The organism is Priestia sp. FSL H7-0729, assembly GCF_038005685.1.
Taxonomy (GTDB): Bacteria; Bacillota; Bacilli; order Paenibacillales; family Paenibacillaceae; genus Paenibacillus.
In genome coordinates this window covers 457,929-476,844 of the sequence record NZ_JBBOTQ010000001.1, presented here as the reverse complement: position 1 = coordinate 476,844, position 18,916 = coordinate 457,929, and the positions used below count along the sequence as shown (strand labels likewise).

At 44.8% G+C, this 18,916-nt stretch carries 12 protein-coding genes; 8 read left to right on the top strand and 4 right to left on the bottom strand.

Annotation, left to right across the window (positions count from 1 at the left end; all coding sequences use genetic code 11):
• The first annotated feature begins 4 nt into the window (after window positions 1–4).
• Window positions 5–4,585 carry an S-layer homology domain-containing protein gene (locus tag MHH93_RS02085; RefSeq protein WP_500052564.1) on the top strand — a complete coding sequence of 1,527 codons (4,581 nt, stop codon included), beginning with the start codon at window positions 5–7 and terminating at the stop codon, window positions 4,583–4,585.
• Between the two features lie 167 nt (window positions 4,586–4,752).
• Entirely contained in the window at window positions 4,753–6,873 is a 2,121-nt protein-coding gene (locus MHH93_RS02080) for an alpha-galactosidase (RefSeq protein ID WP_500052563.1), read from the top strand.
• 68 nt (window positions 6,874–6,941) lie between these two features.
• Here the strand turns inward: MHH93_RS02080 and MHH93_RS02075 are convergent, their stop codons facing one another.
• Window positions 6,942–8,699 (bottom strand): cache domain-containing sensor histidine kinase, encoded by a 1,758-nt coding sequence (locus MHH93_RS02075; protein ID WP_500052562.1) that lies wholly within the window; start codon window positions 8,697–8,699, stop codon window positions 6,942–6,944.
• 223 nt (window positions 8,700–8,922) lie between these two features.
• Between MHH93_RS02075 and MHH93_RS02070 the strand changes: the two genes are divergently transcribed.
• From MHH93_RS02070 to MHH93_RS02045, 6 genes are all read left to right on the top strand, one after another.
• Window positions 8,923–9,879 carry an ABC transporter permease gene (locus MHH93_RS02070; protein ID WP_076289390.1) on the top strand — a complete coding sequence of 319 codons (957 nt, stop codon included), beginning with the start codon at window positions 8,923–8,925 and terminating at the stop codon, window positions 9,877–9,879.
• Window positions 9,880–9,907: 28 nt separating this feature from the next.
• A complete protein-coding gene (locus MHH93_RS02065; RefSeq protein ID WP_029880772.1) occupies window positions 9,908–10,798 on the top strand; it encodes a carbohydrate ABC transporter permease in 891 nt (296 codons plus the stop codon).
• Between the two features lie 133 nt (window positions 10,799–10,931).
• Window positions 10,932–12,536: an extracellular solute-binding protein gene (locus tag MHH93_RS02060; RefSeq protein ID WP_500052561.1), complete on the top strand. Its 1,605-nt coding sequence runs from the start codon at window positions 10,932–10,934 to the stop codon at window positions 12,534–12,536.
• A 472-nt stretch (window positions 12,537–13,008) separates the two neighbouring features.
• Entirely contained in the window at window positions 13,009–14,172 is a 1,164-nt protein-coding gene (locus MHH93_RS02055; protein ID WP_500052559.1) for a cation:proton antiporter, read from the top strand.
• Window positions 14,173–14,758: 586 nt separating this feature from the next.
• Window positions 14,759–15,949 carry a glycine C-acetyltransferase gene (locus MHH93_RS02050; RefSeq protein ID WP_500052557.1) on the top strand — a complete coding sequence of 397 codons (1,191 nt, stop codon included), beginning with the start codon at window positions 14,759–14,761 and terminating at the stop codon, window positions 15,947–15,949.
• Window positions 15,950–15,985: 36 nt separating this feature from the next.
• Entirely contained in the window at window positions 15,986–16,945 is a 960-nt protein-coding gene (locus MHH93_RS02045; RefSeq protein ID WP_500052555.1) for an NAD-dependent epimerase/dehydratase family protein, read from the top strand.
• 246 nt (window positions 16,946–17,191) lie between these two features.
• Here MHH93_RS02045 and MHH93_RS02040 read toward each other — a convergent pair whose 3' ends face one another.
• From MHH93_RS02040 to MHH93_RS02030, 3 genes are all read right to left on the bottom strand, one after another.
• Entirely contained in the window at window positions 17,192–17,662 is a 471-nt protein-coding gene (locus tag MHH93_RS02040) for a DinB family protein (protein ID WP_500052553.1), read from the bottom strand.
• A gap of 101 nt (window positions 17,663–17,763) precedes the next feature.
• A complete protein-coding gene (locus tag MHH93_RS02035) occupies window positions 17,764–18,345 on the bottom strand; it encodes a TetR/AcrR family transcriptional regulator (protein ID WP_500052552.1) in 582 nt (193 codons plus the stop codon).
• Window positions 18,342–18,803, bottom strand: a complete 462-nt coding sequence (locus tag MHH93_RS02030) for a nuclear transport factor 2 family protein (protein ID WP_500052551.1) — start codon at window positions 18,801–18,803, stop codon at window positions 18,342–18,344. The genes MHH93_RS02035 and MHH93_RS02030 overlap by 4 nt, the downstream gene beginning before the upstream one ends.
• Between the last annotated feature and the right edge of the window lie 113 nt (window positions 18,804–18,916).

Here is an 18,916-nt window from a genome sequence, read left to right as displayed (position 1 = left end):
TGTTATGTTGGGACGGATGATGAAAAAAGGATTTGTGTTCTTTATCATTTTTTGCTTGGTCATTGGCGGGGGCCAGTTCGCCCGAACAGCTCACGCCGATGAGATGAATACCTATGAAGCTGAGGCCGAGGGGAATATTTTGCTTGGTAACGCGACGATCTCTGATAGCCCGACGGCTTCAGGCGGCAAGAAGGTCGGAGGCATGTACCAGGGAAGTTCCTTGCAATTTAATAATGTTACTGTAAGTGAGACAGGAAATTATAAGATTTCCGTTTACTACATTTCAGGTGATTCGCGGCCATTCAATATTAGTGCGAATGGCGGGGAGAAGCAATATGAAGAACCGCCCAAGACAGTTGACTGGGATACGGTGGGAATGTTTGATGTGACCCTTCCGTTGAACGCGGGTACCAACACCATCCTGATCGATGACAACAACTGGTATTCTCCCGACATCGACAAGATCGTGATCCGAGGTTTGGACAGTGGTCATCCGGGAGAAGGTGGCGGAGACGATTGGAAGAAAAATCTGCATGGTGCAGTCATTGAGGCAGAAGCAGCCGACAATATTTTGAAAGGCAATGCCAAGGTGGTGGACAGCAGTATCAGTTCAGGCGGAAAAAAAGTAACGGATCTGAACAAAAACAGCTCACTGCAATTTACGAATGTTACTGTACCGGCAGAGGGTACATATTTGATCCGAATATCTTATATCTCCGGTGACCAGCGACCTGTCTATATGCAGGTGAACAATGGCACGGATGAGATGATTGATCTGCCCAAGACGGCTAGCTGGAATACGGTAGGTACGTATGATGCGGAAGCTTCCCTCCATAAGGGAGTGAATACCATTACGTTCTCGGATCATGATTGGTACTCTCCCGATTTTGACCGAATTGAAGTCATCCCGTATACGCTTAGCTATGAAGCCGAAGATGCGGGCAATACGTTGACTGGTGAAGCGCGTGTAACAGAGAGTCCGAATGCTTCCGGCGGCAAAAAGGTTGGCTATCTGAATGGCGGGAGCTCCTTGACGTTCAATCAAATTATAGCCCCCATGACAGGTGATTACCGCGTTAAGGTAGATTATTTTTCCGGTGATCCACGGAGTTTCTATGTCCATGCGAATGGTGGGGAAGAGCAGTTCCACGACCTGCCCAAAACCCCGGATTGGGATACGGTAGATACGTATGATCTTACACTCCCATTAACTGAAGGCGAGAATACGATTACCTTTTCAGACAATAATGGCTATTCTCCTGATCTGGACCGGATTATCGTTGAGCCTGCGATAGAGACAGAACCCGAAACTCCGGGTGAAGGCGATGATGATCTGGGAACACCGGGTGACTCGCAACGATACGGGGATATCACGGTGACTGATTACACCCATGGCCTTCTGGTATCGAACGGAAAATATGAAGTGTCTTATAATACCCAAACCGGATTTGCCGGTTACAGCTGGGCAGACGGACAGAAGATGCGTGGTATCTTCAGCAGCATTAAAATTGGGGAGAATCTTGTTGAAACCAAAGGGTATGAGAGTCATGCAAGCGGTGGAAAACCGGTGGAAATTCAGGATGGCTTCGGCAAAGGCGTGGAGCTGACTTTTGTTCATACTTCCACTGGCAAGCCAACTCTGAAGCAAGTCTATCGGTTTTATGAAGATCAATCGTATTTCCTCAACCGTCTGGACGCTATCAGTGATACAGAGATCCAGAGTAATTATATGTCACCCATAACGGTGAAAAATACGGGCGGTGTGGATATCGGCGTCAGCTCAGATAATCGAGTACTGACGGTACCTTTTGACAACGATGCCTGGATTCGTTACAAATCTCAAACGATGAACCGGGCGGATACCAGCTACGAAATGACGACGGTATTTAATAACTCGTCTCGTCATGGTCTGGTGATCGGTTCAGTAACCCATGATACATGGAAGACTGGTATTGATTGGAAAGGTTCTGCTAATCGTTTGAATGAATTTGCTGTGTACGGTGGCGCAGCGAGTGACGTTACTCGTGACACCCAGCCGCATGGCAGCCTGACCGGTACTGAACTATCTTCACCACTGATTATGGTAGGTGGTTTCAGTGATTATCGTACAGGACTTGAAGAATACGGTAAAGCCAATGCGATCATCACGCCTCCCCTGGCCTTGAATCCGGCATTGCCGCAAGGTGTTCCGGTTGGATGGAATAGTTGGGGAGCTTATGACAGCGGGCTGTCGTATCAGAACGTAGTGGATGTGTCTAATTATTTCAAGAACAGCCTGGCGAAGTTCAATAATAACGGCAATGTATTCATTAATATGGATTCCTACTGGGATAATCTGAGTGATGCAGAGCTTGCCCAAGCCGTATCCGTAATTAAGAACAATGGTCAGCATGCGGGCATCTATTGGGGACCATTTGTATATTGGGGCAACGATATGAGCCAAAAAGTGGATGGTACCAATGGGCAATATACGTATGGGGATATTGTACTCAAGGATAGTGCAGGGAAACCTCTGCCTACACTGGATGGAGCGTATGCACTGGATGTGACACATCCGGGGAGTCAAATGCGCATGAATTATTTTCTGGATAAATTTAAAGCGCTTGGCTTCACATTCATCAAACTGGATTTCCTAACCCATGGCTCGCTGGAAGGCCAACATTATGATACTAATGTGACGACAGGGATCCAGGCATACAATGAAGGAATGCATTACGTCGAAGAACGATTGGACGGGAAAATGTTTATTAGTGCGTCCATTGCACCGATCTTTCCAAGTCAATACGCGCACAGCAGACGGATCTCCTGTGACACCTATGGCAAAATCAATGAAACGGAGTACATGCTTAATTCATTGACCTATGGCTTCTGGCAAAATGGGACGATTTATTCCTATACAGACCCTGATCATCTTGCATTAAGCAGATCATCCGGCCTGGAGGAAGCCCGTAGCCGCGTGAATTCCGGTGTAATTGCCGGTACGGTGATGCTGGATTCCGATGATGTGAATGATCCGAAGGCACAGGAGTACATGACAGCATTGTACAATAACACGGATGTTCTTCAGGTGGCGTTGAAAGGGAAAGTATTCAAACCACTTGAAGGGAATACAAACGCCAACGCCGCAGATACGTTTGTTCTGAAGGAAGGCAATGATTATTACCTTGCTGTATTTAATTACAACGGCAACAGTTCAGCAAACAAAACGATCGATCTGGGCCGCGCCGGACTGAATGATTCCAAAACCTATACTTTAAAAGACTTGTGGACAGGGGAATCTTCGTCAGCCACAGGTTCATGGTCCATCTCGCTGGGGCCGGCTGAATCGAAATTGGTTAAATTGACCGAAAAAACGATTAACCCTGAAAATCCAGGCAACCCAGGCAACCCAGGTAATCCAAGCAATCCTGGCAACAATGGCAATAACAATCATACTACTAGTGGGAACTCCGTCAACAGCACAGCTCAGGAGAACGATACCGTAACACTGATCATCACAGCCGATATGCTGAAAGTGGACAGTGGCGCAGGGAAAGCCGTTGTGGACATCAAGGCTGGTACTCAGGAGCTACAATTGTCATCTGCTGTTTTACGCCAGCTTGGCAACCATCCACTGGAAGTGAAATCAGGCAAGCTAAACCTGCAAATTCCTTCGAGTTTGTTCCAGCAGCTGTTGAGCAAGCTACCAGCTGGGCAACGGGAAGATAGTACGATTTCCTTGAAAATGGTTCCACTTGGCAGCAAGGCCAAGGAGGTCGTTGCAGCAGTGGAATCATCATCTCGGGCAACCGTTGCTCTTAAGGGAGAAATCTATGAATTCAGCCTTTCGGCAACAACCAAATCAGGTACAACCGAAACACTATCTGTGTTTGATCACCCCATTACGCTGAGCCTAGCAGCAGCCGAGAGCTTCGACCCTTCACAGGGAGGAATGTATTATATTAACGAAAATGGCGAACTGGAATTTTTAAAATCGGATTATGCGAATGGTGTATTAATGACTAAAGTGAGCCACTTCAGCAAGTATGCCGTGCTGGAACTAGATCGGACTTTTACCGACGTTCCGGCCAATCATTGGGCCAGCTCTGTCATCAAGGAGTTAGCGGCTAAGTTGTTTGTTGATGGCACAAACGAGGATCGATTTGAGCCAGGACGTGCAGTCACCCGCGCTGAATTCACCACCATGCTCGTTCATTCTCTGGGGCTGACCGTAGCAGGAGAAATACAATTTTCAGATGTTGCGACAGATGCCTGGTACGCGGAACCCATCTCGATTGCGACCCAAGCCGGAATTGTGAAGGGACGAAGCGTAGTCAGCTTCCAGCCTGATTCACAGATTACCCGGGAGGAAATCACGGTGATGCTGATGAAGGCATATGAACTGAATGTTGGGAACGTGCCTGTTGGTTCTACCAATATCTTGTTTACCGATATGGATCAGGTTTCTTCATGGGCAGCTGATTCGGTAAAGGATGCAGCCCAACTAGGACTGGTTCAAGGCCAAAGACAGGGACAGTTTGTGCCTAAAGGGATTGCATCCCGTGCAGAAGCGGCTCAGGTTATCTACAACTTAATTTTGAAGTAAACTTTAAGGCTGCGAATTATATCGCAGCCTTATTTTCATACCTTTGAAATGACAGACGATATACCCTATGGATTGTAAGAATGCGATATAGCTAATGTAACTCCTGCTTCCTACAATAATAAGTATGTTCACAACACACAGCACGAGGGTAACAGGAACTCGAAAGGATGATAAACTTGACGATTCAATATAATGAACAGCTACGTATATTTGCAATACAGACGCAAAATTCGTCCTACATTTTCGGAATTAATGAGAGAGACCACCTCCAGCATCTGTATTGGGGTGACCCCGTTGACATTGAGGACAGCGCTCCGTTGCTCCAACTACAATCCCATAGCTCTTTTGACGCGGAAGTGGAGGGAGAAGTGGAGGAGTACAGCTTCTGGGGAGGCGCATCTTATACAGAACCGTCTTTGAAGGTTCGTATGCCTGATGGGGTTCGTGATCTCCGGGTACGGTACGACCATCACGAAATTACTGAAAAGGACGGCAGAAAGACGTTGATAATTACGTTGAAGGATCAGGCATATGCACTTGAAACACAGCTGGTATATCGGGTTATCCCGGAGTTCGATCTGGTGGAGCGTTACGCCAATATCATCAATATGGGACAGAAGGATATTGTGCTGGAAAGCATGCAATCCGCAGCCTGGACTTTGCCATATCTCCAGGATTACCGTCTGACGCATGTTACGGGGAAATGGTCGGGTGAATTCCAACTGCGAAATACCATTTTGACAGAGGGAAAAAAGGTGCTTGAATCGCGGAGAGGTTTCACAGACGGTCATGCCAACCCATGGTTTGCGATTGATGATGGTCTTTCCACAGAAAGCGGCGGTGGGGTATGGTTTGGTGCTCTTGCCTGGAGCGGCAACTGGAAGATTGTTGCGGAGAAGACCCCATTTACGAATGTACGGGTCACAGGTGGCATCAATGATTTTGACAATGAATGGTTACTGGGTGCGGGCGAGACGTTTGAGACACCTGTCTTTGTCGGCGGATTCAGCCCTGAGGGCTTTGGCGGAATGAGCCACCGTTTGCATCAATATCAATACAAGTGCATATTGCCCCGCAGTGAGAATGGGAAAGTGCTGTACAACTCCTGGGAAGCTACCTACTTCGATGTGAACGCACAGGATCAAATCGCGCTTGCTGAGCGGGCAGCCAGGATGGGTGTGGAGCTATTTGTCGTGGATGACGGCTGGTTTGGGCAGCGACATTCCGACCGTGCAGGGTTGGGTGACTGGAACGTGAATCAGGAGAAATTTCCGAACGGACTTGTGGAGCTGATTGACCGGGTTCACGGACTTGGGATGGAATTCGGCATATGGGTAGAGCCGGAGTCGGTCAACCCGAATAGTGATCTCTATAGAGCACATCCAGACTGGGTATATCATTTTGAAACCCGGGGACGAACGGAGCTTCGCAATCAGCTGCTGCTGAACATTTCCAAACCTGAGGTTAAGCAATACATTATCCATTTTATGACCGAACTGCTTGGTAACCATGAGATTAAGTTCATTAAATGGGACATGAACCGAACCATCACGGAGCCTGGCATGAAGGGTCATCCCATTAACCGCCAGAAAGAAATATGGGTAAGGCATGTCCAGAGTCTCTATGATATATGGGCACAGCTGCGAGCCAAGTTCCCGGATGTCGAGTTTGAGACTTGCGCAGGAGGTGGCTCGCGGATTGATCTGGGCATCTTCCGTTATGCTGACCAATCCTGGCCGAGCGACAATACGGATGCGTTCGACCGTCTGAGCATTCAGGAAGGCTTCTCGTATACGTACGCGCCACGTATGATGACCTGTTGGGTAACCGAGTCACCTACAGGAATGAATGGTCGAAACGTCTCCCTGAGATATCGTTTCCACAGTGCAATGATGGGCACGCTTGGTATTGGCTCCAACCTGAACGAGTGGAGTGATGAATGGATTGAACAGTCCGGGGAATTCATCGGTCAGTACAAAGCCATTCGCCACCTGGTGCAATTCGGCAGACAATTCCGTTTGACTGCGCTTCGCCATAAGGGAGTTACCGCTGTACAGTACAGCGATGCTGCCGCAAGTGACATTGTGCTGTTTGCTTTTCTTCACTCGCAGAAGCTGGGTGAACCGTTGCCTAGACTCCGTTTGGCAGGTCTTCAGGCTGACAAGACCTATCTCATTCAAGAGCTGGGGTTATCAGTCCGTGGCCGTGCACTGATGAACATCGGGGTGGAATTGCCTTTGCGCGGAGATTTTGACAGCCTGGTGTATCGTATTCGTGAGCAGATATAATAGGATGTTGTAGAACAGTTTAAAAGGAGTGCTTTGCAGGCCGATAACGGCTGCATCGCACTCCTTTTTTATTGGATCTCTTTTTGCGGCAGACGGATCTGGACCGTGGTTCCCATGCCTAGTTTGCTATACACTTTAACACCGTAATACTCACCAAATTTCAGCTTAATTCTCCGATCCACATTTGAAATGCCATAGCCCCGTCCTTCTTTCTCCTCAAACAAAGACTGAAGCGTCTCACGCCGCATGCCCATTCCATCGTCTATAACCGATAAGATGATGCTACTGTTCTCGATGACGCCCTTGATATGGATATTTAGGGGCCGATCCTGATTCCAAAGAGCGTGAATGACTGCATTCTCCACAAAAGGCTGTAATGCAAGCTTCACGGTCGAGTAGGGCAGGATCGATTGATCTATCGTGTAGATGATGTTCAGCTTGCCCTTAAATCGAATAAGCTGAATGGCATTATAGCTCTGCGTCAGTTTCAATTCCTCATTGATGGTCAGGATGCTCTTTCCTTTATTCAGGGATATCCGATAAAACTTGGCCAGATGAAGGACCATATCCTGAATCTGTGGATCTTGATGTTTTACGGCCAGAGAGGAGATTGAGCCGAGTGTGTTATACAGAAAATGAGGATTGATCTGAGCTTGAAGCAGGTCAAGCTCAGCTTCCTTGCTCTGCAGCTCCTTCTGGTAGACCTCCGTCACCAGGCTTTTCAATCGGGTTGTCATCTGTTCGAATGCAAAGTGAAGCTGTCCTATCTCATCACTGCCCATTTGTTCCTCGTGGGTAGGGTTGAAATCTCCTCGTTCAATACGCCGGATCATCCGAATTAACGTCCTGATGCGTTTGCTGAATAGCGATGCGGTAATATAAATGAGCAGCAGCGCCACGCCGATGAAGCCGAGTGAAATTTTGATAATAAGCTGAGAGAGAGCTTTGGCATCCTTGATAATACTGTCATAAGGGAAAATGGATACCGTTTTCCAGCCGTTTTTGAGCGTGTTATACACCGCTAGAGCCTTTACGCCTTGATACGTTGTATCAAATCTTCCTGAAGCCATATCGTCAAAATGTTGATGTAGCAGTTCGGGCAGGCTTGTATTAATTAACTGTTTGTCGGCGGAGGACAGAATGATACCTTTGTCATTAATGATAAAAATATCTTTGCCGCCTGCTTCCTTTTCCATTAAGGAATAGATGACCGACTCCGAGATTTGAAAGACCAGCATCCCATAGGGATACTGATTACTATTGTTGTTAAGCAGCCGGGCGAGTGTAAACATGGCAGGACCGTTCTCTGTCTGCGGCGTTGAGAGATGAATAATGTTCCCATAGGATTGTTTCAATTTGTGGAACAGTTCCGTGTTCTTAACTTCGGGTGTAATCGGCCGGATATAATAATTGTCTTTGGGCAATGATGGATTGTCTGAATAAATGAATGCGCTATCAAAATCAGGGTAGGCAGCCATCACGGTGTCAATCCGATTGCCAATGTAATTATAGACGTCCAGATAGGATGGATCATCCTGATACTCGTTTGTAAGGTAATTGGCAAGGCGGTTATCCAAATAAATAGAGGCGGAAATATGTTCATAACTGTCCAGCTTGTTCTCCAGATTTTTAGTGATCTGAGCTGTTGAGTTCGTCATATTGATGTAGATCTGCTCAGTAAGCTTCGTTTTGGTAAGTTCATAGGAAAAATAAACCAATAGCATCATCGGAATGATGGTGACCAGAACAAATACCATAAACAGTTTGGAACGAAAGCTCAGGTTAACAAAAGGCATGTATATGTATTTTCGATAGAATTGGCGCATTCGAAAGCCCTCTCTTGACTGAATATTCGTTGCACTGTTCATCATAGCAGAGTAAATATGGAAATCCAATCCCTCACTTTGCACAAAAACATCTTTAAAAAGCGGTATCTTTCGGAAAATTCAACTATGGCAAGCGATCTGCCTCAAATTTATGATAAATAGGAGAGAAGTTGAATCAGATATGGCCGGCCATGCTGCGGTATAGAAAGAGGGAGGGTATTTAATGCATAAGGTAAGCGCTATCAAAACAGTCAGGAGCAATAATCTGATAAGCAGACTAAAAGAGCAAAAATGGTTATTCGTGCTTATGCTTCCTGCCTTCATTGCTACATTGTTATTTTCCTATGGTCCGATGTTTGGACTGTATATGGCGTTTACGAATTATCAACCAGGTGGGGGATCGTTCTTTTACCAGTTCTTCCATGCCGAATTTGTAGGTTTCCAATGGTTTGAGTATTTCTTTACTACAGGGGATTTCTACCGGGTTATGCGTAATACACTTGCGACTAGCTTGCTGACGCTGTTCTTCGGTTTTCCTGCCCCAATCATCCTCGCGCTTGTGCTGAATGAAGCGAGACAGGGATTTTTCAAACGTTTTGTGCAGACAGTCTCTTATCTGCCACATTTTATCTCATGGGTTATTGCAGCCAACATTGTAATTACGCTGCTGGCTTCAGATGGAATGCTTAACAATATTCTGGTTCTGCTCGGCATCGTCAAAGAACCCGTCGCATTTTTACAGAACGGGCCTCTATTTTGGTGGATTATCGCATTGTCGAACATGTGGAAAGAGATGGGTTTCAGCGCCATAATGTATCTCGCCGCAATCGCTTCGATAAATCCGGAGCTCTATGAAGCCGCCAGAGTGGACGGAGCCAGCCGGTTTAAGCAAATGTGGCATATTACACTGCCATCCATGCGCCCTACCATTGTCATATTGGCTATTCTCGCGGTCGGAGGCATTTTGAATGCAGGATTTGAACAGCAATACCTGCTGCAAAATAACACCGTACTTGAATACTCCGAAGTGATCGACATTTATGCCTACAAATATGGACTACAGAACAGCATGTTCTCCTACGGGGCTGCTGTAGGGATGTTTAAATCCGTTGTTGCCTTTATTCTTGTTCTCATCGTGAACCGGATTTCCAGAAAAGTGAACGACCAGGCGTTGTTCTAACTATAAAAGACAGAGGGGAGCGCTTGTAATGATTCTGAACAGATTCGGGGATCGTATTTTCAAAATAATTGTATATTTCATTCTTATTCTCGTATTACTGGTTACATTTCTTCCGTTTTGGAATATACTCGTTCTTTCATTGAATAGCGCGGAAGATACGGTACGGGGCGGCGTCTACCTGTGGCCAAGGGATCTGACCTTGGATAGCTATCAGCAGATTTTGAAAGATAGCGAGATATTGAACGGGCTGTGGGTAACCGTCAAGCGAACGCTGATTGGTGCACCGCTGTCGGTTCTGGTCATTACGATGCTTGCGTATCCGCTAAGTCGGCGGAATCTGATTGGACGCAAAGGCTGGAACCTGTACTTTATCTTTACCATGTATTTCAGTGGTGGACTCATTCCGTTCTACATGGTGCTTAAGGCACTCAACATGATCGATACATTCTCGGTATTCATTTTGCCCAGTTTGATGAATGTGTTCTATATGATCATTGTCCGTACCTTTATGGAGCAGCTGCCCCATGAGATTGAAGAATCGGCGAGGGTGGATGGGGCTAACGATCTGACGATTTTCTTCCGAATTGTGATGCCGCTGACAACACCTGTGCTTGCAACAGTGGGCCTCTTTCAAGCCATTGGGCATTGGAATGCCTGGTTTGATTCCTATGCGTTTACCTACAGCTCAGACCTGAAGACTTTGCAGGCCGTGCTCGTCAAAATATTGAATCAATTTCAGACTGGTGGAATGATTTCCCAAACGCAAATGCTAGCTAACTCCGCCAAACGAAATGCCGTTTCCAGCGATACCATTCGAATGGCTGCTACGATGGTAGCCACTTTACCAATCGTTATGGTGTATCCGTTCCTGCAAAAATACTTTGTTAAAGGCATGACTTTGGGAGCGGTGAAGAGTTAATCTATTCCATAATCCGGTTACAGGGAAGGCTTGTCCGGTGGCCTCTCCCTGAAAGGGGGTGGGCAAAGATCGTTTTGGAAATGCTCAATCTAGCACGACAGGAATTTATTCATTGGGAGGAATTAGGGTGTCAATGACAAAGACTAAAAAATGGATGATCATGGGGATTACAGCTGCATTAGCGGTTGGTTTACTGGCCGGTTGCTCCTCCAATGATGGGGAGAACAATACAGCAGGTAAAGACGGAGAACAAGGGCCGATTACACTGACTTGGTTTGATGGCAATACCAAGGGAGAACCTTTTACCGATGCTGTTGCCCAGGAAATCACCAAAAAGACGGGCATAGAGATTTCCATCCAGCAACCAACGGGTAATCCAACAGAAAAACTGAGCCTAATGCTGGCGAGTGGTGACTATCCCGATGTGGTGGTCATGAGCCGGGGAGATGCTTCCCTTGATAAGTACATTTCAAGTGGGGCATTCATTCCACTGGATGAGTTAATTGAGAAATATGGTTCTGATCTGAAAGCAATGTACGGAGATACCTTGACCAAAACACGTAATACAGACGGCAAGAACTACTATCTGGCGAACTGGTATGGACTCGACAGTGATCCGGTTTTCGGTATGCTGATGAGACAGAGCCTGTTGGAAGAGTTTCTTCTGGACAAAGCAGATGGTTCACAGCCCCTCACAACAGATGAATTCGAAGCGCTCCTGAAAAATTTTAAAGAGAAATACAATACGATTGATGGCAAAGAGTCCATTCCGATGACGATGAACGGGGAGAACATGGGTGCGAATCTGGGCACATTCAAAGGCATGTGGGGCTTAAAGACGTATTATGACAACAACGGACGTCTGCAATATGATGTCAAGGACCCCAAATATCGCGAGATGCTGTTATACATGAATCGCTTATATAGAGAAGGTCTGATCGAAAAGGAATTTGCGATTAGCAAAACACAGACCTGGATTCAAAAGCTGACGACTGGTGCGGTATTTGCTACCCCAGGTGCATATTGGGATCCGGGGAACGGCAATGCGGCCTTGAAGAAGGATGGCGGGGAAAAGAATCAACTCTTTGCTTACAAAGTTGTTGCTCCAGGTGTAGATCCGGCTCAAACGACGTTTGGCCCAAGAAGTTCGCTTGGATGGGATGCAATCGCCATTACCAAAAACAACAAACACCCGGAAGAAACGATGAAATTGTTTAATTATCTGGCTAGTGATGAAGGACAGCATTTGCTGTTGTGGGGTAAGGAAGGCGAGCAATATACCATGGTGGATGGCAAGCGACAACCGGACCCTGCATTCTTGCAGAGTTTCAAGGATAATTGGGATGATACGGTGAAGAAAAGTGGCGTTCGTAAATGGTTATGGTTTGTCAAAAATGGTCTGGATCCAAATGGACAGCCGTATGACATGGCCGTTAAATTCCAACGTAGTGAAGTAGATGAACTGGCCATTAAAAGTCTTGGTGATTCCGTATGGGATACAGCGCAGTATGATAACCTGAATCCAGATGGGGGAACACCTCAAGCACTGACCGCCCAGAAGGTGAAGGATATTATGGATCAGAGCATTACGAGAGCAATAATTGCTCCAAGTGAAGCTGAAGCCAACTCTGTATTTGACAAGATGCTGGAGGATATGAAGAAGGCTGGCGATGAGAAAGTGGAAGATATCATTAACGAGAAATATGCTCAGCGTATGGAACTGTGGTCTTCGAAATAATTGGAAATCAACTCATAAATAAGAGTGTCCCGGGTGATTGCTCGGGGCTCTTTTTATTTGTGGACGCATTTAATCATCCTGTTGCTGTCGCGGGACAAGAGCATTTTTACCGATTAGAGTGTTACCCAATGATTATTATGACAGAAATGATGTGGCGAGATAAAAGCACAATTCGCTTAGTGCTTCACCGAGCAAGTAATGTTGCCTTGGAGTCATACTGTTACCGAAATTATGCGTTGAGTTTCCGTTTCTGGTTATTATGTTTTTTTGTACATATTAAAAAACGTCACTGATGCTCGTTTTTAGAGTTTTTATCAAAAATACGTATATGGGGATTAATGATGGTTTTCATAAGGGTAACGACCCTGTTTTGTTGCTTAAAAAGCTATATTGACCTACAGTTTTAGGTCTATTATTATGTTGGGGAACGCGTTCGCATTGTTTGTGATATTGTTGTTGAGGAGTAGGTAGAATGGAGTTTATATGGTATTTGGCTTTAATCATTGTTAGTACAAAAATAGCAGGACATGTATCCGTGAAATTGGGGCAACCCTCTGTTCTTGGGAAATTGGTTGTCGGTATTATTTTGGGACCTGCAATTCTGGGGTGGATTGATAATAATGAATTCATTCATTATGTCTCTGAAGTAGGTGTGTTATTACTTATGTTTATTGCTGGATTAGAAACTGACCTAAATCAGTTAAAGAAAAATTGGAGATCAGCAGTTGCTGTTGCTTTTGGTGGGATTATACTTCCTTTTGTAGGTGGATTTGGAGTAGCAGATTTATTTGGACTATCTACGAACTATGCACTTTTTATGGGAGTTTTATTCAGTGCAACATCTGTAAGTATATCAGTACAGGTGCTAAAGGATATAGATCGCTTAAGTTCCAGGGAGGGCACAACCATTCTTGGAGCTGCTGTAGTAGACGATATTTTAGTTGTTATCCTTTTAGCATTTATGATGAGTTTCTTGGGTACAGGTCAGGATGTATCCTTGGGACTTCTAGTAGGAAAGAAAGTGCTGTTCTTCATAGGTGTATTTGTTGCAGGTGCATTTATAGTTCCTCGTGTTATGAAATGGCTATCAACTCTTAAAGTAACAGAGCCCATAATATCAATCGCACTCTTCATTTGCTTTGGATTTGCATACTTTGCTGATCTGATGGGTATGGCCGGTATAATCGGTTCATTTGCTGCCGGTATTGCAATCTCACAAACAAATTTTAAGAATGTTGTTGAAAAGAAGATCGAGCCAATTGCATATTCAATTTTTGTGCCCGTATTTTTTGTAAGCATTGGTCTCAATGTTTCATTTGAAGGTGTAGGTCAACAGATCGGATTCCTTATCGTTCTAACCGTTGCTGCTGTTTTGACTAAATTACTCGGCGGTGCATTGGGAGCAAAGATTACAGGATTCAGCAATGTTTCTTCTTTTGCTATAGGAGCTGGGATGGTATCACGAGGAGAGGTTGCATTAATTATTGCATCAACTGGTTTACAAGCCGGACTTCTTTTACCTGAATACTTCACTTCAGTTATTATAATGGTCATACTTACAACTTTAATAGCGCCACCATTGTTAAAGGTGTTATTTAATCCACGTCAGGGGATTGCTTCAAAAGAAGCCGGGTAATAAAGTAAAAGGGGGCGACTATTATATCTAAACTTTATTTGTTTTCTTATAAGCCTAAAAATGAAGGATGGACTGAGGAGTGTATTAACTTTCATCTTGAACATCTTTTTGAGGTCAAACATCTTCATGACAGAGTGTATTTAATTAAAACAGCGGATGATATTGATTTGTTAGATAAGTACCTTCTTGAGTGTCTACGTACACACGATAGTTACTTTTTGCTACAAATCAGTGAGATGCCTGTCACACATCGTCAGAATGGTCTTATATCTGAAGATGTGGCTAGATGGCTTCAACTGTAACTAATTTCAGCGGACTATCATTAGATAGTTCGTTTTCTTTTTGTTGAAAAAGGGAGGCGTCTACAGTATTGCAACTCCACTCAAGAAGTTGATTTCGGATCTAGGGATGAAGGAATAATCACTATATTTATTTGCGTATTATTTCACTTTTTGTCCTCCACATGTGTACAAATAATAAAAATGATGCTACATTGAAATTAACCCAACTCCCTTTATAACAAGGTTTTTTCGCATAACTACATGTCTCCTGCACAAGGACAAACGTATATCAAGGAGGGAATCGAATGTCAAGTCACACATTGGACGAATTTTTGAGTTCGAACATCGAAGATCTAAACAATAAAGGTCTATATAACGTCATCGATACACTACAGGGTGCAAATGGTCCTGTTATTCGTATTGACGGAAAGTCCCTAATCAATTTATCTTCTAATAACTATTTGGGCTTGGCAACAGATTACCGTCTGATTGATGCTTCAGTTAAGGCGGCCCAGACATACGGGGCAGGAGCAGGGGCTGTGAGAACAATTAATGGTACGATGGACCTTCATATTGAGCTTGAAGAAAAACTGGCCCGTTTCAAAAAAACGGAAGCCGTTATCGTGTATCAATCGGGATTTAACTGTAATATGGCTGCTATATCCGCGGTAATGGACCAACATGACGCGATTTTATCGGATGAGCTGAACCACGCTTCCATTATTGATGGCTGCCGCCTGTCGAGAGCCAAGGTGATTCGCTTTAAGCATTCGGATATGAATGATTTAAGACAGCAGGCAAAAGAGGCCAAGGAATCCGGTCAGTACCGTAAAATTATGGTCATCACCGACGGGGTTTTCTCCATGGATGGTGATATCGCAAAGCTGCCCGAAATCGTGAAAATAGCAGAAGAATTCGATCTGATTACTTATGTGGATGATGCCCACGGTTCGGGCGTTCTCGGAGCAGGTGCGGGAACCGTGAAACATTTTGAATTGTCTGACCGCATTGACTTTCAAATCGGTACTCTTTCCAAGGCGATCGGGGTTGTCGGCGGTTATGTGGCGGGTAAACAACAACTGATCGAATGGTTGAAGCTGAGAAGCCGTCCGTTTCTGTTCTCGACATCGCTACCTCCGGCGGCAATCGCTTCCTGTAGCGCTTCTATCGACATTTTGATGAATGACAAAGAACTGATCGAGAAGCTTTGGGAGAACGGCAATCATTTGAAAAATGGCTTGAGCCGGCTTGGATATGATGTAGGCCAAAGCGAAACGCCGATCACACCTTGTATCATTGGCGATGAAGTGACCACCCAACAGTTCAGCAAACGGCTCTATGAAGAAGGCGTTTACGCCAAGGCAATCCTGTTTCCTACGGTCCCGAAAGGAACTGGAAGAATACGCAACATGCCGACAGCTGCCCATACCAAGGAGATGCTGGGCCAGGTGATCTCTGTTTATGAGAAAGTTGGCAAGGAAATGAAGCTAATATAGTGCATTCGCGGGAGTCTATTTCGGGAGGAATGTCTTATGAACAAGATTTTGGTGACCGGGGCACTGGGCCAAATCGGTTCTGAGTTAGTTGTTAAATTACGTGAGATTTATGGTGCGGATTACGTCGTTGCTACGGATCTTAGGTCATCAGCCCACGAAATTACCCGATGCGGACCATTCGAGCTGCTGGACGTGACGAATGATAAGGCGATGTTCGAAATTGCCAAGCGGTACGAAGTGGATACCATCATGCATTTGGCTGCGCTGCTGTCGGCTACCGCAGAGGAGAACCCCCTTCTTGCCTGGAATTTGAATATGGGCGGGTTGATGAATGCACTTGAAGTATCCAGAGCGCTCGGCTGCCAATTGTTCACGCCAAGCTCCATTGGATCTTTTGGCCCTACGACTCCGAAATACAATACCCCGCAGGATACGATCCAGCGGCCCAATACGATGTACGGCGTGAACAAAGTGTCCGGCGAACTGCTTTGTGATTATTATTTTTACAAGTACGGCCTGGATACCAGGGGGCTGCGATTCCCAGGATTGATATCTTATATGACGCCTCCTGGCGGAGGAACGACGGATTATGCCGTGGAAATTTATTACGCAGCCGTGACGGCTGGCCGGTATAGATCTTATATCGCCAAGGGCACAGACATGGACATGATGTATATGCCGGATGCCCTGAACGCTATTATCGATTTAATGGAAGCGGATTCATCCCGGCTGATGCACCGAAACTCATTTAATGTCACTGCAATGAGCGTAGATCCGGAGGCGATCGCTGCAGCGATTCGGGAGGAATTCCCCGGTTTTATCCTCGATTATGACGTTGATCCGAAGAGACAGGCGATAGCCGATAGCTGGCCACATTCCATTGATGCGACGGCAGCAAAAACAGAATGGGGATTTCATACCCGCTACGACTTGAAAGCCATGACGAAGGATATGTTATCACAGCTAAGCGGGAGGCAAATGCTTCGCAAAGCTTAAAGTTATTGTAAACTCGCTTTAAAGAGCGAGTAGAAATACAAAAGAATCTGCAGCAAGAGGAGGTTTGACGTTACCCATACCTTTTGCTGCAACTTCCTCGATTACCGATTAAAAGAAACCGACCTTGTTCCAACTTTAGTAGAATTTAAGGTCGATTTGTTCGTTTTAGTGAGGGGATACTACTACTAATGTAATAAAGATAAATCCATATTTCATGGCTAGACGTTAATAGAGCCTTTACTAATCCTAACTGTCAATTATGCTCTTGATATTTTTAATTGTTGCGAAGTGCATCGCTTCATGATAAATCAGAAACCCCAGTAATTGTTCTGCATGAGTAAAGATACGTCCTGTAGAAGACTTGTAATGAGGATTGATTTCTTCTCTCAATTTGCTTAAAAGTGTTGATTCAACCCTCCCAATTTGTTCGGTTAACAATTCGATTATCTGTGCCATCGTTGGAGGCTCTATATTCCAGTCAGATGGTTTCGTTCCAGGATCAAACAACTTATTAAAATGTGCAGGATATTTGGTTACTTGCCCAGTAAGTTGGAAAGCGAACTTCTCATGAATAACATACATGTGGCCTAGATTCCATTTTATATTGTTTTTCAAACCTGTTGGAGTTATTTCCGAGGTGGAGTCATTTATATTCCTCACATAATCAATTGCCTGACGGCGAACAAATCCCAATTGATCTGCGACAAAATTGCTCATGTTATTGACCTCCCATAAAGTCGATAATGAATTATTAAGAAAAAATCACTTGTTTTCTGGGTGAAGAAATTCCGCCAGTTATACAAAAAAATACTTTTGTGTCAGTGTGCAGAGTTGCTTTCAGAAACATAAGTTGAGACTCGTTGTGACAGATTTGCCAACGTACGTTCAAAATAGGATTCATCATGAAGTGCTCTACTCAGAATTAATCCCCCTTGAATACTAGCAATTGTTTCCTCTGAAATTTGGTCAGCAGTATCTTTAGAGATACCTGCTCGAACTAGTGCCGCACTTAATGATTCAATCCATCTAATAAAATATTGCCGAATCACAGCAGCGAATCGATCTCTTGTTTCGTCCAAAGCGAATGCACCAATAAGGCATATACGCTGACCGGATTGAAAATAAGTATTGACCTCTTGCCACATATGATCAATGGCTGCCTTGGTTTCATTCTTTTCTAGCGGCTCAAAAATGTTCTTGATAAACCATTGATCAATATGAGCGAGAATTTCAGCAGCCATCTCATCTTTTCCACCGGGAAAGAAATAATATAAGCTTCCTTTAGATAGACGCGTACGGGCTGTAATTTTACTCAAGGATGCGCCCTCATAACCTAATTCACGAAATACCTCAGTGACAAGAGGAATGACATCGGATTTTTCAAAAACAGTGCGCGTCATAGGTTTAACTCACTAAGGCTTGGATGTTCAGCAGGGCGCGTACCGAGAGGCCAATGAAATTTGCGATCTTCTTCCTTAATCGGCATGTCATTAATCGAAGCAAATCTACGTTGCATTAAGCCGTCATCAGCGAATTCCCAATTCTCGTTCCCATACGATCTGAACCAATTGCCACTATCATCACGCCATTCATATGCAAATCTTACTGCAATACGATTATCCGTATATGACCAAAGTTCCTTAATAAGGCGATAGTCCAGCTCTTTAGCCCATTTTCGAGTTAATAAAGAGACAATCTCTTGGCGGCCTGTTATAAATTCGCTCCGGTTTCTCCAATAACAATCCTCAGTATATACAAGGGAGACGCGCTGAGGGTCTCGGCTATTCCAGCTGTCTTCTGCCATACGCGTTTTTTGGATTGCTGTCTCCAGAGTAAATGGGGGAGTTAGTTTATTCATTCATTTTTCCTCGCTTTCTATACTGTTTGCGCTAGTATAAACCGATCGGTCTATAATTGCAAGTGTACATCCCAAATTCAATATCTAATTCGAATTGGTTACAGAATCATAAT

What these genes read in the sequence shown, in the direction of transcription:
- MHH93_RS02075 (WP_500052562.1), bottom strand. Translation starts at nt 8,699, where the DNA reads ATGCGCCAATTCTATCGAAAATACATATACATGCCTTTTGTTAACCTG.
- MHH93_RS02060 (WP_500052561.1), top strand. Translation starts at nt 10,932, where the DNA reads ATGACAAAGACTAAAAAATGGATGATCATGGGGATTACAGCTGCATTA.
- MHH93_RS02070 (WP_076289390.1), top strand. Translation starts at nt 8,923, where the DNA reads ATGCATAAGGTAAGCGCTATCAAAACAGTCAGGAGCAATAATCTGATA.
- MHH93_RS02085 (WP_500052564.1), top strand. Translation starts at nt 5, where the DNA reads ATGTTGGGACGGATGATGAAAAAAGGATTTGTGTTCTTTATCATTTTT.
- MHH93_RS02035 (WP_500052552.1), bottom strand. Translation starts at nt 18,345, where the DNA reads ATGACGCGCACTGTTTTTGAAAAATCCGATGTCATTCCTCTTGTCACT.
- MHH93_RS02065 (WP_029880772.1), top strand. Translation starts at nt 9,908, where the DNA reads ATGATTCTGAACAGATTCGGGGATCGTATTTTCAAAATAATTGTATAT.
- MHH93_RS02030 (WP_500052551.1), bottom strand. Translation starts at nt 18,803, where the DNA reads ATGAATAAACTAACTCCCCCATTTACTCTGGAGACAGCAATCCAAAAA.
- MHH93_RS02055 (WP_500052559.1), top strand. Translation starts at nt 13,009, where the DNA reads ATGGAGTTTATATGGTATTTGGCTTTAATCATTGTTAGTACAAAAATA.
- MHH93_RS02080 (WP_500052563.1), top strand. Translation starts at nt 4,753, where the DNA reads ATGATAAACTTGACGATTCAATATAATGAACAGCTACGTATATTTGCA.
- MHH93_RS02045 (WP_500052555.1), top strand. Translation starts at nt 15,986, where the DNA reads ATGAACAAGATTTTGGTGACCGGGGCACTGGGCCAAATCGGTTCTGAG.
- MHH93_RS02050 (WP_500052557.1), top strand. Translation starts at nt 14,759, where the DNA reads ATGTCAAGTCACACATTGGACGAATTTTTGAGTTCGAACATCGAAGAT.
- MHH93_RS02040 (WP_500052553.1), bottom strand. Translation starts at nt 17,662, where the DNA reads ATGAGCAATTTTGTCGCAGATCAATTGGGATTTGTTCGCCGTCAGGCA.